Origin of the sequence: Xanthocytophaga flava (assembly GCF_030068545.1) — a bacterium.
Taxonomy (GTDB): Bacteria; Bacteroidota; Bacteroidia; order Cytophagales; family 172606-1; genus Xanthocytophaga; species Xanthocytophaga flava.
Genome location: NZ_JASJOR010000001.1, coordinates 199,517 through 215,291, shown reverse-complemented (window position 1 = coordinate 215,291; position 15,775 = coordinate 199,517). Strand labels below are relative to the sequence as shown.

General features: G+C 35.4%; 15 protein-coding genes and 1 riboswitch. Of the genes, 10 read left to right on the top strand and 5 right to left on the bottom strand.

Translation table 11 applies throughout. The features are described 5' to 3' along the window. The first annotated feature begins 49 nt into the window (after positions 1-49). The 6 genes from QNI15_RS00940 (at position 50) to QNI15_RS00915 (ending at position 6,878) form a co-directional block, all read left to right on the top strand. Positions 50-943, top strand: coding sequence for a hypothetical protein (locus QNI15_RS00940; protein WP_313974877.1), 894 nt, complete (start codon positions 50-52; stop codon positions 941-943). Between the two features lie 67 nt (positions 944-1,010). After that, positions 1,011-1,568 carry an ATP-binding protein gene (locus QNI15_RS00935; protein ID WP_314030062.1) on the top strand — a complete coding sequence of 186 codons (558 nt, stop codon included), beginning with the start codon at positions 1,011-1,013 and terminating at the stop codon, positions 1,566-1,568. A 226-nt stretch (positions 1,569-1,794) separates the two neighbouring features. Then, positions 1,795-2,976: a GRAS family protein gene (locus QNI15_RS00930; protein WP_314030061.1), complete on the top strand. Its 1,182-nt coding sequence runs from the start codon at positions 1,795-1,797 to the stop codon at positions 2,974-2,976. 234 nt (positions 2,977-3,210) lie between these two features. Then, on the top strand, positions 3,211-3,612 hold the full coding sequence (locus tag QNI15_RS00925) for a hypothetical protein (protein ID WP_313974871.1): 402 nt from the start codon (positions 3,211-3,213) through the stop codon (positions 3,610-3,612). 1,012 nt (positions 3,613-4,624) lie between these two features. Then, positions 4,625-6,160 carry a pyridoxal phosphate-dependent decarboxylase family protein gene (locus QNI15_RS00920; protein ID WP_314003782.1) on the top strand — a complete coding sequence of 512 codons (1,536 nt, stop codon included), beginning with the start codon at positions 4,625-4,627 and terminating at the stop codon, positions 6,158-6,160. A gap of 46 nt (positions 6,161-6,206) precedes the next feature. Then, the gene (locus QNI15_RS00915) at positions 6,207-6,878 is read left to right on the top strand and encodes a hypothetical protein (RefSeq protein WP_314003780.1); all 672 of its coding nucleotides are present in this window, start codon (positions 6,207-6,209) and stop codon (positions 6,876-6,878) included. A gap of 44 nt (positions 6,879-6,922) precedes the next feature. On the opposite strand, the gene QNI15_RS00910 is transcribed toward QNI15_RS00915, so the two are convergent. Beyond that, a complete protein-coding gene (locus tag QNI15_RS00910; protein WP_314003778.1) occupies positions 6,923-7,327 on the bottom strand; it encodes a hypothetical protein in 405 nt (134 codons plus the stop codon). Positions 7,328-7,926: 599 nt separating this feature from the next. Continuing rightward, a riboswitch (TPP riboswitch) is annotated at positions 7,927-8,022 on the top strand. Positions 8,023-8,068: 46 nt separating this feature from the next. Between QNI15_RS00910 and QNI15_RS00905 the strand changes: the two genes are divergently transcribed. Both QNI15_RS00905 and QNI15_RS00900 read left to right on the top strand, forming a co-directional pair. Next, entirely contained in the window at positions 8,069-10,432 is a 2,364-nt protein-coding gene (locus tag QNI15_RS00905; RefSeq protein ID WP_314030058.1) for a TonB-dependent receptor, read from the top strand. Positions 10,433-10,564: 132 nt separating this feature from the next. Next, positions 10,565-11,563 (top strand): potassium channel family protein, encoded by a 999-nt coding sequence (locus QNI15_RS00900; protein ID WP_314003774.1) that lies wholly within the window; start codon positions 10,565-10,567, stop codon positions 11,561-11,563. A 57-nt stretch (positions 11,564-11,620) separates the two neighbouring features. Here QNI15_RS00900 and QNI15_RS00895 read toward each other — a convergent pair whose 3' ends face one another. Continuing rightward, positions 11,621-12,355 carry a tetratricopeptide repeat protein gene (locus QNI15_RS00895; RefSeq protein WP_314003772.1) on the bottom strand — a complete coding sequence of 245 codons (735 nt, stop codon included), beginning with the start codon at positions 12,353-12,355 and terminating at the stop codon, positions 11,621-11,623. Between the two features lie 146 nt (positions 12,356-12,501). Next, a complete protein-coding gene (locus QNI15_RS00890; RefSeq protein WP_314003770.1) occupies positions 12,502-13,083 on the bottom strand; it encodes an RNA polymerase sigma factor in 582 nt (193 codons plus the stop codon). A 253-nt stretch (positions 13,084-13,336) separates the two neighbouring features. Here QNI15_RS00890 and QNI15_RS00885 point away from each other — a divergent pair, with 253 nt between their 5' ends. Together QNI15_RS00885 and QNI15_RS00880 are read left to right on the top strand one after the other, a co-directional pair. Continuing rightward, positions 13,337-13,948, top strand: a complete 612-nt coding sequence (locus QNI15_RS00885) for a thioredoxin family protein (RefSeq protein WP_314030056.1) — start codon at positions 13,337-13,339, stop codon at positions 13,946-13,948. 85 nt (positions 13,949-14,033) lie between these two features. Next, complete coding sequence (locus tag QNI15_RS00880) at positions 14,034-14,276, top strand: hypothetical protein (protein ID WP_314003768.1); 243 nt, start codon at positions 14,034-14,036, stop codon at positions 14,274-14,276. Positions 14,277-14,338: 62 nt separating this feature from the next. Here the strand turns inward: QNI15_RS00880 and QNI15_RS00875 are convergent, their stop codons facing one another. Then, positions 14,339-14,818, bottom strand: a complete 480-nt coding sequence (locus QNI15_RS00875; protein WP_313974851.1) for an Lrp/AsnC family transcriptional regulator — start codon at positions 14,816-14,818, stop codon at positions 14,339-14,341. Positions 14,819-15,021: 203 nt separating this feature from the next. After that, positions 15,022-15,426 carry a DUF3244 domain-containing protein gene (locus QNI15_RS00870; protein ID WP_314003766.1) on the bottom strand — a complete coding sequence of 135 codons (405 nt, stop codon included), beginning with the start codon at positions 15,424-15,426 and terminating at the stop codon, positions 15,022-15,024. Positions 15,427-15,775 lie beyond the last annotated feature (349 nt).

Sequence of the window (15,775 nt, the reverse complement as noted above, 5' to 3'; positions counted from 1 at the left end):
TGAAATGGTATGGAATTTGATTTTAGCCTACAAACAAAACAATTCAAAAATGAAAAACCTTCTTTTTGTTTTATTACTATTTATCAGTCATTGGGCTATTGCACAGAAGGCTCCGGATAAAATTCAGAAAAAAGATAAATCAGTAATTGATGCTCTTGTAGTGGAGATCTCTAAAAATGAGATTCAATACAAAAAGTTTTCCTCACCTAATGGGGCTACCTTTTCTATACCTACCAGTGAAGTATCAAGTATTGTATATTCCAGTGGATACATTGATGTGATGGATGCAGATGAATCTGTTGCTGCCCCTGTTGTAAAAAACACAACAATGGACCCTAAAAGTACAACTGTAGAACCTGTAACAAAACCAGAAACAGGAAAAGAAGGGCCTGCAGAGCCAATAGCAACTACAGAGCCTGAAAAAAAAGAGAAAAAGGAAAAGAAACCAAAGAAAGAACCTGAAACTAAATCCAACGATACAAGGGAGGCCTCTGTATCCGGGGATGAATCAAAAACAACTGTTACAAAATTAGATGGAAAGCAGGAAACAATAGTATTGCCCTCTTCTGATTTTACCGGACTGGATATTGATAAGTTGCCAAAATCCGGTCTTGAAAAAGATGAAAGATTACCAGCTGAATATGCAGGAGAGTATCAGTGGAAGACTTCAGAGAGAGGTGGGCGGGAAACTGCATGGTTGTTTGAATGGGATAATATTACATTGATAGCTAAAGAATGGATGGGATATGGATGGCGTGTGCAATCAAATAATCCTAAAGACATTAAGCTGGATGGCAATAAATTAGTAGTAAAGAAAAAAGTCATAGGCTATTTTGTGAAGTTTAGCAGAGGGGGGCAGGAAATCAGAGGTTTTCAACCTGTTGTAGATAAAAAGGCAAAGAAAGATGGCAAGCAGGATCTTTTCCTGATAAAAGTCAGTTAAAAATATTGTCACACTATAAACTTATGAGATAACAACTCTTTTTAAAAGGGTTGTTATTTTTTTATGTATGAATGTTAATTACATGCAATTTTCCAGATCACATCATCCAAAAATAAAAATTACCCTGTTTGGTTCAGAATCCACAGGAAAGACAACACTCGCTGAACAGCTAGCTTCACATTTTCATACGGTATGGACTCCCGAATACGCACGGATCTATCAGGAAAGACATAATCGTTTACTCACATATCGTGATGTAACGCCTATAGCCAAAGGACAAATTAAACTCGAACAATATTATCTATCTCAAACACAAGAGCTTTTAATCTGTGATACAGATATATTGGAAACCAAAGTATATAGTGAGGCATATTATAGCAAATGTCCTGAATGGATAGTACAAACTATTCCTGGTTGTTATGCAGACTTGTATCTGTTTATGGATATTGATCTGCCTTGGATTCCTGATGGGATAAGAGATCGTCCAAATGATAGAGAAGAGATGCATGCTCGCTTCCGAGAAGAATTACAATCTCGTAGATTGCCTTTCGTTCTACTGTCAGGAAATATGGAAGACCGCTTCATACATGCATTGAAGTATATAGAAGAGTTAGTACTAAAGTGAAGAGATTGAGACTTTTTTATAAAGAGTTGTATGAAGCAGATGTTGCTTCAAACCTGTAAATTGAATCATTACATACGCTTAAAAAAGAATGTATTATTGAGGTGAATAAATAATCTGAGGCTTATAAACTATATTTTACAGGCGGTAAGGAGATTACTTGTGGGAAATAACATTTTTGATATTTTTGATATATCATCATTACCCACAACTAATTTACGAATAACCTATGTTCACGAACAAATTTCTGACAGCAAATACAGAGAAACTAACCCGGTTAGCACGTTGTTTTCCTCACTATGTATATGAAGAGATTGTGGAGCCTATCCATCAGATAGAGCAGGAAAGCTGGAAAAATATCGATGCAGAGAATACAATGCTGGATTTTGTATTTGCAAGAGCCATGAAACAGTTCACCAAAGATAACGCGGAGAAATATGAACATATCTATACTAAAAAGTTTGAAATACCACAGATTCAATTATTTGAGCTTCTGATTAAAAAGTTCCCAATGATTAGCATGACCCAACAGCTAGCAAACACTCTTATCTGCGAGCGACTTAGGGGCTGGAAAGAGGCTGTGTTGGTTGATATTGGCGCGGGAACAGGGTATCAAGCCAGGGAAATCGTGCGGCGATTGGGACATGAACCTCTACGCCAGCTGCAGAAAGTAACTATTGTTGCCATAGAACCCTTTGCCGAAGCATTGGAAGCCGCAAAACAAAACTTTGAAGAAATTGCGAAAGAAGTCCCTTTTGAAGTTAATTATATTCTGAAAAATGAATTTTCTGAGAATATGTCTTTACAGGACTGGTCTGTGTTATTATCCGGATTAGGGGATAATATTGTTGTGAATGCATCTTTTGCTTTGCATCATATTAAATCCAATAGGGATAGAATTAAGGTATTTCAAAATTTAAGGGATATATCTGTACGAGCTATTGTGTTGTCAGAGCCTAATGTAGATCATTATGAACCCAACTACTATCAGCGATTTAAAAATTGTCTCCATTTATTTAGCTTAATATTTGAGGCAATTGATGAATTACAACTGACCGACGAGGAAAAGAATGCATTGAAACTATTTTTTAGTAGAGAAGTTGATGATATACTGGGTGTTCATGAAAGTGATCGGGTCGAAAAACATTATGCTGTTGGTCAATGGTTAGCCTTATTGCAGGAGGTTGGCTTTATTGCTACTAAAAAAGATTTAAATCTGTACTTTGATAACTATTGTAGCATAGAAATACATGACAGTTATTATGATTTTTGGAGTATCCGGTATAAGAATGAAGATGTTATTTCTGTGATTATGGCAGAGCCTCTGGAAGTTGTTTTAACAGATCTTTTTGAAAAGAAGGCAAATAAGTACCTGGTTTCTATCTCTAATTCTGATTTTTTTAATAAATAAATAGTCGATTCATCAATAAATTGCGCAATAATTAGTTAATTATTGCGCAATTTTTGTTTCCGGCAAGGTCATATTTTCTATATAGGTAAAACCTTAGAGAAATAAAAATAGTTAAAACATAAAAAGGCTTTCATTGTAAGGAAATTTAGAAAATTCCTTTGAAGAAAGAACGTCGCTTTTTCATTTTTGTATTTTAGCCTGTAACTATTTATTATTAAAACTGCATAAGTAAATATGAAAATTCTGGAAGAGAAATTTGTGAATATTGATTATGATGCTGCCAGTGCGACGCTTATACAAACATGGTTAGGGTTTATAAGTAGTGAGAATTTTAGAAGTGCTATTGACAAAACTGTTGACATATCCAGAGAGAAAAATGTAAGAGCAATTATTTCAGATACATCGCAGCTTTCTATTGTACGCCGGGAAGATACTGAATATGCTGCCTCTGTTATGCCTGAGTTAATACAGAATGGGTTAAAAAAAATGGCCTTTGTATTGTCTGAGAACGCATTTGCTCAGATGTCAGTAAAAAATTTCTCAACTCAAACAAGAGAAAAGGTAGAAGAGAATGAATTGGTAAAACATTTTACCAGTATGGAATTGGCTACAAAATGGATAAATTCTGTAAGTTAACTATAGATAAAGTAAATGTAGTACCTTGCGACTCATAATCCTCAAGGTATTGCATCTATAAAGTTTCAGGAGATTGTTGTATTAAATCCACAATAAATTTGATTCAGTAGAATAAATCTGAAAGCAAGCAAGTTCTTCCTTTCAGATAAATGCAGTACAAACTATGTGAAAATGAAACAGATATCTTTTAAACAAAGATAGTTATTATGGATACATATCTGTAAAATGTGTATATAGTAATAAATCCCTCTGTATAGTTTTGGCATTTGTGTAAGAAAAGAGTAACTTTAGAAAAAATGGAATAGTTTATTCTTGAATCAAATCTCAATGTTTTCTAGATCCTACTTGCACATAGGGTGCACTCCTCGGAAATTACAGTGTTCAGATACTTATTTATTTGCTGAAAGATTATCTACACTAAATCTGATAATCATCTGAACGATTAATTATTATTTACCTCTTAATTTGTTGAAAACAAATCAAAATACATCAATCCAAATCCTTTTAACTTCCAGCTAGCACACAATTCCCTTTGGCTATAGATTTTAGTACGACCTATCCAACCTACAACAGTAAATCCGCTAATTAATATTAATAATTGTCTTTTTCTTATAAGGCCTCTTAGCTATCTACGTGAGTAAGAATACGTTATTTGTAAATTTAATATAACTTTTATGTATATATTAAAAATATGTATCTTTTTTTATGAAAAATATATTTTATACTATTCTTTTTTAGTATATTATGAAAAAAATATACATATTGTGGTATGCAATTGTTAGAGCAAAACATAAAAGTGTTTTTGTATTGTTTTTATTTTTTAATTGTATTTTAATAAACGCCTAAGTATTTGTGTATCATATACTATTGGATGAGAACGGTTTATGCTAAGTAGATAATCTTTAGAAAAGTGATTCTAATGCACTGTTAGTCTTAATATCCTTGATTATAACCACACCCAATTAATCATAAACCCAATTAATCATTACTTATTTCTGATTATCTCCACATTATGTTTGAGTCTAAAAACAGTTTGCAATTATCTGACTATGCACAATTACAGCTATCTCAGGAAGAGATGCGCAGATTTGGGTATAAGGTTATTGATACCATTATCGAACATTCTGTAGTTCTTAAAGACAAACCTGTTGTAAACATGGTAGGCCGTCAGCAAATGGAGGCCTTATTGCGGGAACCTGCACCTCAAAAAGGAGCAAAGTGGGAAGATGTATTCGAACAAGCGATATGGGATATTTTTAGCCATATTATGCATATGAACCATCCACGCCTTTTTGGATGGGTACCAGGTCCCAGCAATTTTGTAAGTGTTATGGCTGATTTGTTGACTACAGGATTCAATATTACCACTGGGGCATGGATGCTGTCTTCAGGGCCCACTCAAATAGAAATCATTGTAATTGATTGGCTTAAGGAGATAATTGGCTTTCCCGAGAGAGCAGGAGGTATTATGGTAGGAGGAGGATCTATCGCAAATCTTAGTGGACTTACTGTTGCCAGAAAAATTAAACTGAATGATAAGATTGAGAATGCCGTACTATATTTCTCAAATCAGGCGCATTGGTCTAATGAACGGGCTGCCTATATCCTGGGATTTTCGGCTGATCAGATTCGAAAGATTCCGGTTGGAGCGGATTATTGTATGGATGTAGAATATCTGAGACAACAGATAGAAACAGATAAAGCAGCCGGACTACATCCATTCTGTATCATTGCCAATGCTGGCACAACCAATACCGGAGCAATAGATTCATTAATGGAAATATATGCTATCTGTGAGCAGGAAGATATGTGGTTGCATGTTGATGGTGCCTACGGCGCTGCAGCTTCTTTAAGTAAAGAAGCAAAAGAAATGCTGAATGGTATACAGTATGCTCACTCACTTACTGTAGACCCTCACAAATGGTTTTTCCAGCCTTATGAAGTGGGTTGTTTGTTAGTAAAAGAAGATAGATGGCTGGCAGAAACTTTTGATATGACTGCCGATTATATGCGAAATCTGGAAGAATCCATGAATGATGTTAATTTTTATGGAAAAGGCCTTCAGCTTACCCGATGTGACAGAGCACTCAAACTATGGATGTCTATCAAAATATTTGGTCTGGAAAACTTTAGCTCTGCTATTGATCGTGGTATCAAACTGGCGAAGTATGTTCAGAATTTATGGGAAGAACGAGACGGATGGCAGGTTATGAGTGATGCCAGGCTTGGTATTGTGACTTTTCGATATGCCCCTGCTTCTCTTGATGAGAAAATGATTGAAGAACTAAATGAGGCTATAGCTCTGGCTGTTGCAGATGATAAGTTTGCCTTAACCCCAACTACAAGACTTAATGGAAAGCTGGTGATGCGTATGTGTACCATTAATCCTCGTACATCTGAAGAAGATATACTTGAAACAGTTACCCGTATTCAGATGATAGCGAAGGAAGTGTATAACACATTAATGGTAAGGCAAGTAGTAGCAGAAGATACTACTGCTGCGAGGGTAAATATCGAGTATAAATACATGCAAAAGCAAAATAATTAAACCTAGTTATAATTCATCCTATCATCTCAAAACCCTTTTTTAATTTATGCTAAACGCTGTTTATTCATCTGCAACTGCACAGGAAACAATTACTTACAGTGTACTCACTAAAGATGATGTGGAGGGGGCTGTGGACTGCATCTCTTCTACTTTTACTTATGGTGAACCTATGACCAAATTACTTGGTATTTCCAAAAAGGAATTTGATCATTTTGCAAAGTTATTTGTAAATAAAGCTGTAACAGATGGTTTGTCTATTGTGGCAAAGGATAGTATATCTGGAGAAGTTATTGGGTGTTTGGTGTGTGAAGATTTTATTACTGAACTTCCAGAAGGGATTGAGACAATCTCAGAAAAGTTCTTCCCGATTTTTGGACTACTGGAAGAGCTGACTAATAAATTTAAAAGCCAGAATGTTGTAGCGCAGGGAGAATTATACCATTTGTTTATGGGTGGAGTACGGAAAGAGTTTGCTGGAAAGGGAATTATTGATGAACTTACTCTGGAAGCTGAAAAGCTTGCACAGTCAAAAAACTTTAAAGGTGCAATTGGAGAAGCAACAGGACCAATCTCTCAACATGTGTATGTGAATCGCTTTGGTTATCAACCACTTGATGTTGTTGAATACAAAGAGTTTTTGTTTGAAGACGCACCTGTATTTGCTGACATTCAGGACTGTGAGAAATGTCAGTTGATTATCAAATATTTCAATAACTAAGTTAAAAAGAATCCCACTGTTTATGTGTAGTGGGATTCTCTCTTTTATTTGCTTTTAAACCATTGATATGCTTGCTCAAAAGATGCTGCGAATTTTTCTACAGTATGTAGAGAAACAAATTTTTCTCCCAATGCTTTCTTATTCGTGATCTCTCCAAAGATGCTTTCAGGCAGGTTTAATGCGATCTTCTGTAAACCAGCTTTCTTAAGATCTTCACTCCAAATGTCGTTGACATACTGAGCTGTTTCAGGTAGACCACCTTTAAACTCGATCAGATCAGCTATCAGAAAAGGCGCTTTGTATTTAATGATCGCTTCTGTTATTTTTTGCATACCTTCTTTGGCTTTTGCATCGTTAACGAAACCTATCCATTTATACTCAACAGTTTGATGTGTTGGATTGTACACCACTTCTACGTGGGGAGCCTTGTAATAAGATATCTTTTCCATGATCTTTAAGAAGGAATTTTTATATGTAGTATAACTAATTTATAAATGATCAAACAAAAATAATGTCTTTATTGACTATTTAATAATCATAGAGGGCAGATAATGAACAATGTAATAGATTCTTTTTAAAGAAACGATATATAGATAGAGGTAAGAATAGAATAAAAAAAGACAACGAGATGTTAAAATTAGTAGTTGCTGTATTTGTGAAGAAGTGATAGAAAATAGTGCAAATTTTAGAGTTACAATTATTGCTATTTTTCATTTATGTATTTGAAAATCATTTTTATGTTTTTAAGTATAAATGTTTGTGCATTAGCATAATGAGGAGTGTTTACTACCCAGAGAATAAGGTTTGCAGAGTAATTCTATCCCATTTTTTGAAATCTGTGTGTTTTGTATGATTTTGATTATCAGTTTGTTGTATATGTATTATAGATAGTTTGGAATTAATCTGTACACTAACATCAACTAGGCTACAGGTAAGTTTTTTGTTAGATTAGTCAAACACATATATAAATTTTATATCTTTGCAGTGTTCTCTTTATCTTTTAGAGAACTTATTATACTAAGAGGATACAATTATAATGTAAGAAAATAATTGGTCTTAGGGGTGCCTTAACATTACGGGCTGAGATCATACCCTTGAACCTGATTCGGTTAGTACCGGCGAAGGAAAAGACAAAAGAAGGCTTGTCAGCCCCTGGCATACCTTATGTTTTATTCTGCAAAAAATCATTCATGAAGAAATTTACTCTTCTTTTCATGGCAATGATGTTATCATCTTTGTCGTGGGCACAATACACCATTTCTGGTAGAATAACCTCCGGAGGACAACCATTGTCAGGAGCTACAGTAAGTCTGCAAAATACTTTTAAAGGGTCTCTTTCAATGGCTGATGGCAGATATTATTTACGGAATCTCCCTTCTGGAAAGTATGTGGTAATCGTCAGTTTTATTGGATATGAAAAATTAAGCAGAGAAATCGACTTAACATCAGATCTGGCACTAGATATCGATTTGAAAAAGATGGAATATGTAGCAGACGAAATTGTAGTAGCTGCAACAAGAGCTTCGCAGAAATCAGGCACTACCTTTACCTCTGTCGACAAAGAGACGCTTGCCAAACAGAATCTTGGACAAGACCTTCCATTTCTATTAAACCAGACACCTTCTGTTGTTGTTAGTTCTGATGCAGGGGCAGGTGTAGGATATACAGGTATTCGCATTCGGGGAAGTGATCCTACACGTATTAATGTCACTGTCAATGGTATTCCTATGAATGATGCAGAATCACATGGAGTGTATTGGGTAAATATGCCCGATTTTGCGTCGTCTGTTGACAATATTCAGATTCAACGGGGTGTTGGTACATCCACAAATGGTGCTGCTTCTTTTGGGGCAACTGTTAATGTGCAGACTAATCAACTGAACCAGAAACCTTATGCCGAAATCAACAATGCCTATGGATCTTTTAATACCTGGAAACATACTGCCCGGGTAGGTACAGGCTTGATAAATGGAAAATGGGCTTTTGATGGACGCTTATCAAAAATTAGTTCTGATGGCTATGTAGACAGAGCGTCCAGCAATCTGAAATCGTTCTTTTTATCTGGCGGGTATTATGCAGGAAGCACTATGATTAAGTTTAATGTCTTTTCTGGTAAAGAAGTGACCTATCAGGCATGGAATGGTGTACCAGAATACCTTCTGAATACGGATCGTACATACAATGCTTATACATATGATAATCAGACCGATAATTACCAACAAGATCATTATCAGCTATTCCTGACACATGAGTTTAATCGTAAATGGAATGCTAACCTGGCACTACATTATACACATGGAGAAGGCTACTATGAAGAATATAAACCAGGTGAGAGTTTGAGTTCGTATAATCTTCCTTCTATTACTATTGGAGATTCTGTAATTACAGCAACGGATTTAATTCGGCGACGTTGGTTGGATAATGATTTTTATGGTTTGGTGTGGTCTGTAAGTTATAATTCATTAAAACGATTCTCGGCAACCTTAGGTGGGGGAGCTAATAATTATAAAGGCAAACATTATGGTGAAGTAATATGGGCAAGATTTGCCAGTACGAGTGAAATCAGACAACGATATTATAACGATGATGCCAGTAAAGGAGATATCAATTTTTATGCAAAGGGGAATTACGATTTCTCAGACAAGTTGAATGCCTTTCTGGATTTACAAAATCGGTATATCACTTACTCATTTCTTGGACTTGATCAAAATTTACGTAATATAGAACAATTTGCTTTTTATAGCTTCTTCAATCCCAAAATAGGTATTACCTATCATCCATCTGACGAAAACAGTGCTTATGCTTCCTATAGTATCGGACATCGGGAACCTACCCGGGATGATTTTGTCCAGTCTACGTCTAAAAGTCGACCAAAGCTTGAACGCTTACGGAATCTGGAGGTAGGATTTCGAAAACAAAATAAAAGATATCTTCTCTCTGTCAATTATTACCTGATGTATTATAAAAATCAGCTGGTACTTACCGGGCAAATTAACGATGTAGGAGCATATACCCGAACCAATATTGCCCGAAGTTATCGTATGGGTATAGAAGTAGAAGGCAATGTGAAACTTTCGTCAAAGTGGACTTTAGGTGCTAATACGACGTTTAGTAAAAACAAAATTCGTAACTACCATGAGTATATTGATAATTACGATACACAGATACAGGAGATAAAGGAGTATAAAGAAACAGACATTTCATTCTCACCAAATATTATTGCTGCTGGGACTTTATCCTATAAACCTCTGGCTGGTTTGGAAGTAAGTTGGTTGTCGAAATACGTAGGAAAGCAGTATCTGGATAATACTTCAAATAACAATCGTAAACTAAATAGCTTTTTTGTAAATGATATTCGGGTCAACTATACAATTAAGCCAAAGTTTGTAAAAGAAATTGGTGTCAATCTCTTGGCCAATAATCTTTTCAATTACCTGTATGAATCCAATGGATATACATTCAGCTATATATCAGAAGGTAAATTTACTACCGAAAATTATTATTATCCACAAGCAGGGACCAATTTCCTGCTTTCTGTAAATCTTAAGTTTTAAGAAAATATAAGACTCATAAACTAAGAAGCAGCTTTACAAATGATGTGTTTGTAAAGCTGCTTCTTAGTTTATAAGCTATTAGTGATTACAAAATTTTGTAAGTTGTGACTTGTACTCTGTTACCCAATTTACATGCGTTCTTATTTGTACGTTATCTCTAAGATTTATATTCCATTACTGCTTTTTGCCGGGTCTATACTGTCAGGTGTAGTTGGATATGTGGTGATAGAAAATTATTCATGGTTAGATGCTCTTTATATGACATCTATTACCGTGTCAACAGTTGGATTTACAGAGGTACATCCCTTATCATCTACAGGAAGGGTCTTTACTATTTTTCTGATATTGTTTAACATCAGCATTTTTACCTATTTTATCACAGTAGTGAGTCGTTTTGTATTTGATGGTGAGTTTATTCAGTCTTACAAAGCCTTTAAAATGAAAGAAGCTATTAATGAAATTAAAGATCATGTAATTGTCTGTGGATTTGGACGTAATGGAAGAGAGGCTGCTTCTGTTTTATACAGAAATAAAATTCCATTTGTAGTTATAGAGATGAATGCAGAGAAATTCGAGAATGCAGATTATCCTTTAACACACAGAATGATAGCAGATGCTACCAAAGATGAAATATTGCTGGAAGCTGGGATAGATCGTGCCCGTTCGTTGATTTGTGCTATGCCTAATGATGCAGATAACGTATTTGTGGTATTGACCGCACGTGATCTTAATAAAAAGATTACCATTATTAGTCGTGCTTCAGATTATACGAGTGTTCGCAAACTGAAGATTGCAGGTGCTAACAATGTAATTATGCCTGACACAATAGGAGGGGCTCATATGGCTATGCTTACCCTAATGCCAGATGTGAAAGAATTTATCGATTTACTAAGCACGCAGATGAGTGATAGCTTTCAGATTGCTGAACTGATGGTGGATAAAAATGTCAGTTTAGTTGAGTTGGATGCCTGGCGTACTACAGGTGCTACCGTATTGGGAGTAAAAACAACAGCTGGAGATTACATACTTAATCCTGCTCCGACTGCTCAGCTACATAGTGGTGATCGTTTGATTTTAATGGGAGCGCTTGAGCAAATCAGAAATGTCAATAAGAAGATAGGAGTTTTATGATAAGTTCCGGATTGGTATAAAACGAGAGTATATCGATCCGGAACCTGTTATAGTAAATTATTTCAACTCTTTGTATAGCTCCTGCGCTTGTTGATGATAAGGATGTGCAGGTGTTTGTGTAATGCTTGTTACTATTTCCTTTGCTTTGTTCGTTTCCTTATTCTGGAAGTAGGCTAATGCAAGATACCACTGTGCTTCATCATAAAATGTAGATGCAGAAGAGATCTGTTTTAGAGTTGTAATGGCCTCGGCGGGCTGTTCCAGCTGCATATGTACATTAGCTTTGTAAAATAAGGCTGAGTCAGATGCATTTCCTTTATCTTCTAATGTTTCCAGTATACCTAATGCCTGCGCATAGTTTTTGGCACGATATAGCTGTAGCGCATGGTTTAAAGGGTCTTGGTTGGCAGATTGCGTTGCCGTATTTTCATATGGAGTGAAATAACGTGCAAAAAGTGCATCATGAGATACATTAGCTTTTAACAGCAGGTAGACAGGTATTAATAACACAATAGCTGCTGCTGCTGCCCAGTAAAAACGTTGACGTGTACGCTCATCAAATCGGATGACTTGGGTAGGAGGATGATACGCTGACATGTTGCTTTCAACTTCTTCCAGTTTGGATAACATTCGTCCACGTCCTACAGCTCGTAAACCTTCGCGTATTGTTCTTTGTAAAGCAACCTCTTCTGAAAAGGAAGTTTCCTGAGCTACCCGAGTTTCGAATTCCTTTCTCTCGTGAGGACTTAGCTTGCCTTCAAAGTACCGTTCGATTAATTCTGTATTTTCCATAATGTATAGTGTTTGCAATTTTTATTCCAAAATGTTTGGACTACTCGGATAGCTGAGAAAAATAGTTTATTTTAAATAACTTCTTTAAGAGGTGTATTCTAAATCTATATAGTAGGTAAAGCGTTACTTGTATGCATTCTGAGATCCTATGTATTTTTAATGCCAGGAACAGACTCCTGAAAGATTTTCTTTAATCGGGTTAAACACTTGTACTTTTGTGTCTTGGCAGAATCTGTACTTTTGTAATCCATTTTAGTGGCAAGCTCCTCAATACTTAAATCCTGATAGTAATACATCTCCAATACAGAACGACACGGCTCTCCCAATTCTACTAAAGCTTTTTCCAGCATTTTGTACATTCCTTCTTTCTCTTCTGACGTCTCGCCTTCCATATTCTCTAACTGAAAACCATCTTTTATTTTATCTTGTTCAAACTGCTGAATTTTCAAGTCCCGTTCTCTGGCTACCTGATTCTCATGCAATTTGTTTTTTCCAATAGCGAAAAGATAGGTTTTAACAGAGCTGCTCAGCTTGGAAAGTTTGCCCGACATAATGTTCTCATAAAAGATAGTTATCGCAACCTGAAAAACATCTTTGGCAATTTCTTCATTACAGGAGAAATGGCGCATTGCCCAAAAAATGAAATCGTTTCGGTATGCTCGATAAATAGCCATCAATTTTGATTCATCACCTTGCCGGATGCGTGCAATTATATTTTCGTCTGACATAGTTCAATGGTTAATGGCATAGAGGGGATTTGGTAACCCCGATTTTACAAAAATAGAGGAAGAATTTATGGCAGACAAAAAACGTTCCCCTTTTTCCACCCTTCATGTATTACTATTCCAGATTTCTGTAGCATAATGCTGTTTGAGTGGTCTTCTTTCTTAAGAAGCATTGTTGATGTTGCTTTATAGGATTATGGAACTTTTGTGAGTAGAATAAAAGTTTGATTGGGACAATGTAGTTATAACAAGAAATATGCAACAGGTGATTTTTCAACAGGATATTGATCATGCCATGTCGTATGAACAATACAAAGATCTCATTGATACATTGTTATCGGAGCATAAAACAACTGGTTCCAATCAATCAGAAGGATTGGTAAAATATACAGAATTAAACCGACAACGGATGCGTAAGTGGGATAAGACAATTGTTTTAAAGCCTGAACTTGTAGCTAAGTTGCAAAATTATACAACACCTATGATCTGGGTTGTTTTAACTGAAGCATGGTGTGGGGATGCTGCGCAAAATATTCCTGCTATTGCAAAGATGGCTTCCATAAACCCCAATATTTCCTTACGAATCGTACTTCGGGATCAAAACCCCCTTATTATGGATGCTTATCTGACCGGAACAAGTCGTTCAATTCCTAAACTTATTGCTTTGAAAAAAGATACGCTGGAAGAGCTAGGTACTTGGGGACCGCGTCCGGTAGAAGTCCAAAAGTTTGTTATGGATTTTAAATATAACCCAGACACTATGACTCAGGAGCAAATGTATGAGAAAGTACATGCGTGGTACGCTAATGACAAGACACAGTTAATCCAACAAGAATTTATAAATTTACTCAACCTCTGGCAGGCATAGATATTTTAAATAGTATTTACAACAAGAGCAGATAGAGAAGTTGGTTAAGTGTAAGTAAATAACTTAAGTAAATAATCAAAAGACCATGCGTCAGAACTACAAATTTTCGATAGTGTGTGTTACTGTATATCTTATTTTATATACGGTAAGTCCATATATGGATATTCCTTCATGGGTGATAGGGACTGCCTATCTGCTATCTCCTTTTTTAGTGGTATGGATGGTCATAAGTATCCTGAAAGGAGAAGCATATTCAGGAAAAACGTTTGATGAGGGATATTTTTATGCAGATAGAAATGCTCCTAAGTCGATAGATGCAGATAAATAAATACAATAGGTCTGGATTTTATACTTGTTATATAAAATCCAGACCTATTGTATAATTATAAGTTAATTAAGAGGAATAGGGACTGTCTTGCTGTCTTTCATCACAGAAAGAACAATCATAGATTCTAGGCTGCCAATTTCTTCCAGCTTGCTCATTTCTCCCATTACCAGATCCTGGAATGAATGTAAGTCTTTCGTTACAATCTTTAACAAGAAGTTAGAGGATCCTGTAATATTATGACATTCTATTACTTCATCCAATTCATCAATTTTCTGTAAGAACGAATCCATAGACTTACGACTATTATTCGTTAGAGAGATCTGCACAAAAAAAGTGGCTCCTAAACCCGCTTTCGGTCCATCAATTTGTGCATAGTAATTTTTAATATAGCCATCGTTTTCCAACCGTTTTACTCTTTCAAAGATAGCAGCCTGTGATAATCCAATTTGTTGAGACAAATAGGCATTCGTAACTTTTGCGTTGTTTTGTAATAGATTAAGTAGTCTGTAGTCAATCTTATCTAGTTTAGTTAAGTTTTCCATAAGCAAAGTTGGAATTAAAAAAGTTTTTGGGATAATTTGCTTTTAGGTTTTGGCTTTCAGTTTGTTAGGATCTAAAGTCTTCCCCATATTTTTATTTATACAGTTGATTGCTTATATAAAGAATAACTGTCAATGCGTTTAAATTAGTATCTATATATAGTAAAAAACTCTTCCAATTAATCATTGGAAGAGTTTTGTGGAAATTATTCTACCTGTACACTACGTGCACTAACTGTCTGTAAAGCAACCTCTTTTACGATATACTGATTGCCATTTGATATTTCAAAACGGTAAGCCCCGTCACTCAGGTTATCCAGATCAAACTTGCGTATATAATTCTTTCCGGAAACCACTTCTGAATATACCAACTGATTTTGAGCATCACGTAGCTGTACAGTGACCTTTCTGCCAGAATTGTTAAGGAAATGTACTTTGAATTTGGTTGTCTCTGGAATTTGATACACTACAGCTTCAAGTGCTTTGGGTGCAACAAGTGTTTCTGATTTATTTCCACTTGCCATAGTTTGAGCGTAACCACTTACTGTAATTACAGTTGTCAGCGTTAAGCCAACGAGGATACCTTTTCCTCTTTTTAGAAAGGTTTTCATAGTTTTCATTGTTAGTTGTAGATAAATGTTATAGTTGTAGTGCACACTTATTATTATCTAATAAGTGATGTATTGCTCGCAAAATAAGTATTAATGACTATAAGATGCATGAGCGAGACAAAAGTTGCATCATTTTTTTTGATTTACAGGAATGTGAAAGTCTTTTATATAAACGGCTCTAAATATAGGTTGAGTGGCTTATAAATTAACTTGTCTTTTCCTGGAAAGTTTTTCTGAATTTCTTCTGATGAAAAAGGTTTCTATATTCGTGCCATAAAATAATTTAAGATTTATCTGATTGATTTTCAATGTATTGTCTGTTGGGAATTTTGTGGCTTTTTTTGATTAC